The 4,358-nt window shown below is 50.4% G+C and carries 4 protein-coding genes; 2 read left to right on the top strand and 2 right to left on the bottom strand.

Annotation, left to right across the window (positions count from 1 at the left end):
• Positions 1 to 68: 68 nt before the first annotated feature.
• The gene (gene bhsA, locus FDW94_RS21160) at positions 69 to 326 is read right to left on the bottom strand and encodes a multiple stress resistance protein BhsA (protein ID WP_003030810.1); all 258 of its coding nucleotides are present in this window, start codon (positions 324 to 326) and stop codon (positions 69 to 71) included.
• Between the two features lie 243 nt (positions 327 to 569).
• Here bhsA and comR point away from each other — a divergent pair, with 243 nt between their 5' ends.
• Positions 570 to 1,205 carry a TetR family copper-responsive transcriptional repressor ComR gene (comR, locus tag FDW94_RS21155; RefSeq protein ID WP_008784432.1) on the top strand — a complete coding sequence of 212 codons (636 nt, stop codon included), beginning with the start codon at positions 570 to 572 and terminating at the stop codon, positions 1,203 to 1,205.
• 255 nt (positions 1,206 to 1,460) lie between these two features.
• Positions 1,461 to 3,641 (top strand): TonB-dependent siderophore receptor, encoded by a 2,181-nt coding sequence (locus tag FDW94_RS21150; RefSeq protein WP_048235621.1) that lies wholly within the window; start codon positions 1,461 to 1,463, stop codon positions 3,639 to 3,641.
• A gap of 57 nt (positions 3,642 to 3,698) precedes the next feature.
• Here FDW94_RS21150 and FDW94_RS21145 read toward each other — a convergent pair whose 3' ends face one another.
• Complete coding sequence (locus FDW94_RS21145) at positions 3,699 to 4,238, bottom strand: glycine zipper 2TM domain-containing protein (RefSeq protein WP_003030814.1); 540 nt, start codon at positions 4,236 to 4,238, stop codon at positions 3,699 to 3,701.
• Positions 4,239 to 4,358 lie beyond the last annotated feature (120 nt).

Genomic DNA, 4,358 nt, shown 5'->3' with positions numbered 1-4,358 from the left:
CCCCCGCTGAATTTTATTCCGCGGGGGTTTTTTATTTAACTCGCAGTGGCATTGCGATGGGTTAAATCTTATTTGTAGATAACAGCAGTTCCGTGAAGAGTGTTAGGACCGGTAACGGAAGTAATACGGAAAGACTTCGCACCCATCTCATCGGCTTTCTGCGCCAATTGATCTTCCAGAGAACCTAAGTTAGTCCCCGCATTCGCAGAAATAGTACCGACTTTCTCTTGGCCCGCAGGAGTGGATTGAACTTCAACAGCGGCAAAGCTTGCAAATGACAGTGAGCTAAGAACAGCAGCAACAAACAGTGTTTTTACGTTTTTCATGATAGTGACCTTTAGCAGATGAATGGGTGTCGAAAAGATTAACTTAACGATCGATAGGTAAATCATAGATGTGATCCAGGTCACACGTCAACATTTTTTTATAATGATCGTTATATAAAATATAAAGGTCTTATTTTTCATACTAATAGCTATAAATTATTTTTATCGTGAATCCGCTGGAGTGTGCAGTCGAATATTTTTATAATGGTTATTCAATAAACCCAACAAAGGTACATCGGCGCCATGACAACTGAAACGACAGGTTGTGCAAAAAAAAGCCGTGGCCGACCAAAAGTGTTCGACAGGGAAGCCGCGCTTGATAAGGCCATGACACTCTTCTGGCAGCACGGATATGAAGCGACCTCGCTCGCCGATCTTGTGGAAGCCACCGGCGCAAAAGCGCCCACGCTGTATGCGGAGTTCACCAATAAAGAAGGGTTGTTCCGTGCCGTACTGGACCGCTACATCACCCGCTTTGCGGCGAAACACGAAGCCCAGCTGTTTTGTGAAGAAAAAAGCCTTGAGTCCGCACTGGAAGACTATTTCACCGCTATAGCGACCTGCTTTACCAGCAAGGACACCCCGGCGGGATGTTTCATGATTAATACTTCTGCGACGCTGGCAGCCTCTTCCCGCGATATTGCACACACGGTGAAATCCCGCCATGCAATGCAGGAACAGACGCTTACCCAGTTCCTTCACCAGCGCCAGCAACGAGGCGAAATTCCGGCCCATTGCGACGTGCAAAAACTGGCCGAATACCTGAACTGTATTTTACAAGGTATGTCGATCAGCGCCCGTGAAGGCGCAACGTTTGAAAAACTGATGCAGATCGCACACACAACTCTGCGGCTGTGGCCCGAACTCGTCAAAGCTTAACCCTTTCCCGCAATTCCCCCGCTGTACTCACACCACCGGGAGCTGATAAAGCCCCCGGTTAGATTCCCGTTCTATTGTCCCTACATTTCTCATTGCTTTCATCGTGTTACCCGATCATTTTTTGTAAAAAGTATTGATAACGACAATTATTATCAGCAATATTCGCATTTGTTTTAATGCCTGTTTCACAATGTAACCATCGGTTTCTCTACCGCTATAACAAAAACAGACCGACTTTTTTTAAAAGGAATACAAATGCATAAGCGTCTCTGGGTGCTCAATCCTCTCCTGTTATCTTTAACTCTACCCGCTGTTGCGGCTGAGGAAGAGAACCTCATCGTCAGCGCCAACCGTAGCCAGCGCACAGTGGCAGAAATGGCGCAAACAACCTGGGTTATTGAAGGAAGCGAGATTGAACAACAGGTTCAGGGAGGAAAAGAGTTCAAGGATGTTCTTGCTCAGCTAATCCCAGGAATCGATGTTAGTAGCCAGGGACGCACAAACTACGGCATGAACATGCGCGGTCGCGCCATTGTCGTGCTAATTGACGGTGTCCGTCTGAACTCCTCGCGAACCGACAGCCGTCAGCTTGACTCCATTGACCCATTTAACATTGCGCACATTGAAGTCATTTCAGGCGCCACCTCTCTTTATGGCGGTGGCAGTACCGGCGGATTAATCAACATTGTCACCAAAAAAGGTCAGCCGGAGCGTGAAGTAGAACTCGAACTGGGGAGCAAAAGCGGCTTCAACAATAGCAACGATCATGATGAACGCGTTGCCGCGGCGGTGAGTGGCGGAACCGATCGCGCTTCCGGGCGTATGTCCGTCGCGTATCAACGATTTGGCGGCTGGTATGACGGTAATCACGATGCCCTGCTGCTCGATAACACCCAAACCGGGCTACAGCACTCCGATCGCCTGGACGTCATGGGCACAGGGACGATTGAACTTGACGACAACCGTCAGTTGCAACTGGTTACGCAGTACTATAAAAGTCAGGGGGATGACGATTACGGGCTGGATCTCGGCGAGAACATGTCCGCCGTGACCGGAAACGGCAAAGCATACACCAGCAGCGGACTGAATTCCGATCGTATTCCCGGCACCGAACGTCATCTTATTAGCCTGCAATATTCAGATGCGGATTTTTTTGGCCAGAACCTGGTCAGCCAAATCTATTATCGTGACGAATCGCTGAAATTCTACCCCTTCCCTACGCTCAGCAAAGGCAAAGTCACCAGTTTCTCCGCATCACAGCAGGACACAGACCAGTTTGGTGCCAAAATTACCCTCAACAGCCAGTTGATGGATAACTGGGAGCTGACGTGGGGTGTCGATGCCGATCACGAAACCTTCGACTCCAATCAGAAATTCTTCGATCTGGCCTGGTCCCTGCCCTCCGGCGGCATGGACAACCGTACCGCTTATACCACCGGGCGTTACCCCGGTTACAGCATCACCAACTTCGCGCCTTTCCTGCAAAACAGCTATGACATTAACGATATCTTTACCCTCAGCGGCGGCGTGCGCTATCAGTGGACCGAAAACAGGGTTGATGATTTCGTTGGCTATGCTCAACAGCAGGGAATCGCGACCGGGCTTGCGAACTCTGCCGATACTATTCCGGGCGGCAAAACCGATTACGATAATTTCCTGTTCAACGCCGGTATCCTTGCCCACCTGACCGACCGTCAGCAAACGTGGTTTAACTTTTCTCAGGGCGTGGAGCTTCCGGACCCAGGGAAATATTACGGTAACGGTACCTATTCGCTGGTTGGCGATCATTACCAGCTCCAGCGCAGCGTCAACGTGGCGGATTCACGTCTGGAAGGGATTAAAGTTAACTCGTACGAACTGGGGTGGCGCTACACCGGCGATAGTCTGCGCACGCAACTGGCCGCTTACTACTCGACTTCAGATAAATCGATCGTTATCAACCGCAGCGATATGACCATTAACGTTCAGCCCGACGATCGCCGCATTTATGGCGTTGAAGGTGCGGTGGATTATTTCATTGCGGACACGGACTGGAGCCTGGGTGGCAACTTCAACGTCATTAAATCGGAAGTGAAACAGAACGGTAAATGGCAAAAATGGGATGTCACGCTGGCCTCACCGTCCAAAGCAACCGCGTGGGTCGGCTGGGCACCAGAACCGTGGACCTTGCGCGTACAGAGCCAGCAAACATTTGATCTGACCGACGCCAGCGGTAACAAGCTGGATGGCTATAACACGATGGACTTTATCGGCAGCTATCAGCTCCCGTTGGGTAAGCTGACCTTCAGCGTGGAAAACCTGCTGAATGAAGAGTACACCACACTGTGGGGACAACGTGCGCCACTGCTGTATAGCCCAACCTACGGCAGCCCGTCACTGTATGAATACAAGGGCCGGGGTCGTACTTTTGGTCTGAACTACGCCTTAACCTTCTGATAAAAAAAGCCCCCCAGCCTGAGCGAATGGGGGGCTAATGTTCAGGATAATGCTATTTTACGCTTTGTTATTCAGTACCAACTGTCCGTTGTTATCCAACGGAATTTGCGCGCCGGGGTCCTTATCCATACGGATTTTCCCCTGCTGATCGCCAATTTTGTACGTCACGTCGTAGCCCAGCATCTTTTCAGATTTGTCATACACCGTTTTACAACGCTGCTGCGTGGTGGTGTAAGTATCGTTTTCCTGCATCGAACCCTGAATCTGGTTACCTGCATAGCCACCGCCTAAAGCACCGGCCACGGTAGCAATATCTTTACCACGTCCACCGCCAAACTGATGCCCAATAACACCACCCGCAACCGCGCCCAGTACGGAACCCGCGATACGGTTTTCATCTTGTACCGGCTTGCGGTGGGTGACCGTTACGTTCCGGCACTCCTGACGCGGTGTTTTTACCGACTCTTTAATCGGTGTTGCAGAGACAACTTGCGCATACTGTGGGCCACGCTCGAAAACGTTCAGACTGGCCACCGCTGCAACACCCAGCGCAGCAGCTACGCCAATCCCTATACCCGCCAACATTGATTTATTCACGGGACTTCCTCCTTTTTTGCTATTAGCAACAACTTTGCAACAGAAGGTAAGGAATGCCAATCAGATTACGGATGAAAATAGCGGGAGGTGGAGCGAAAGCGGAATGATTCAGACAACTCT

The sequence above is a fragment of the Citrobacter sp. wls757 genome (assembly GCF_005280935.1).
Taxonomy (GTDB): domain Bacteria; phylum Pseudomonadota; class Gammaproteobacteria; order Enterobacterales; family Enterobacteriaceae; genus Citrobacter; species Citrobacter portucalensis.
The sequence above is the reverse complement of the archived record's forward strand: the minus strand, read 5'-3'. Positions and strand labels throughout refer to the sequence as shown.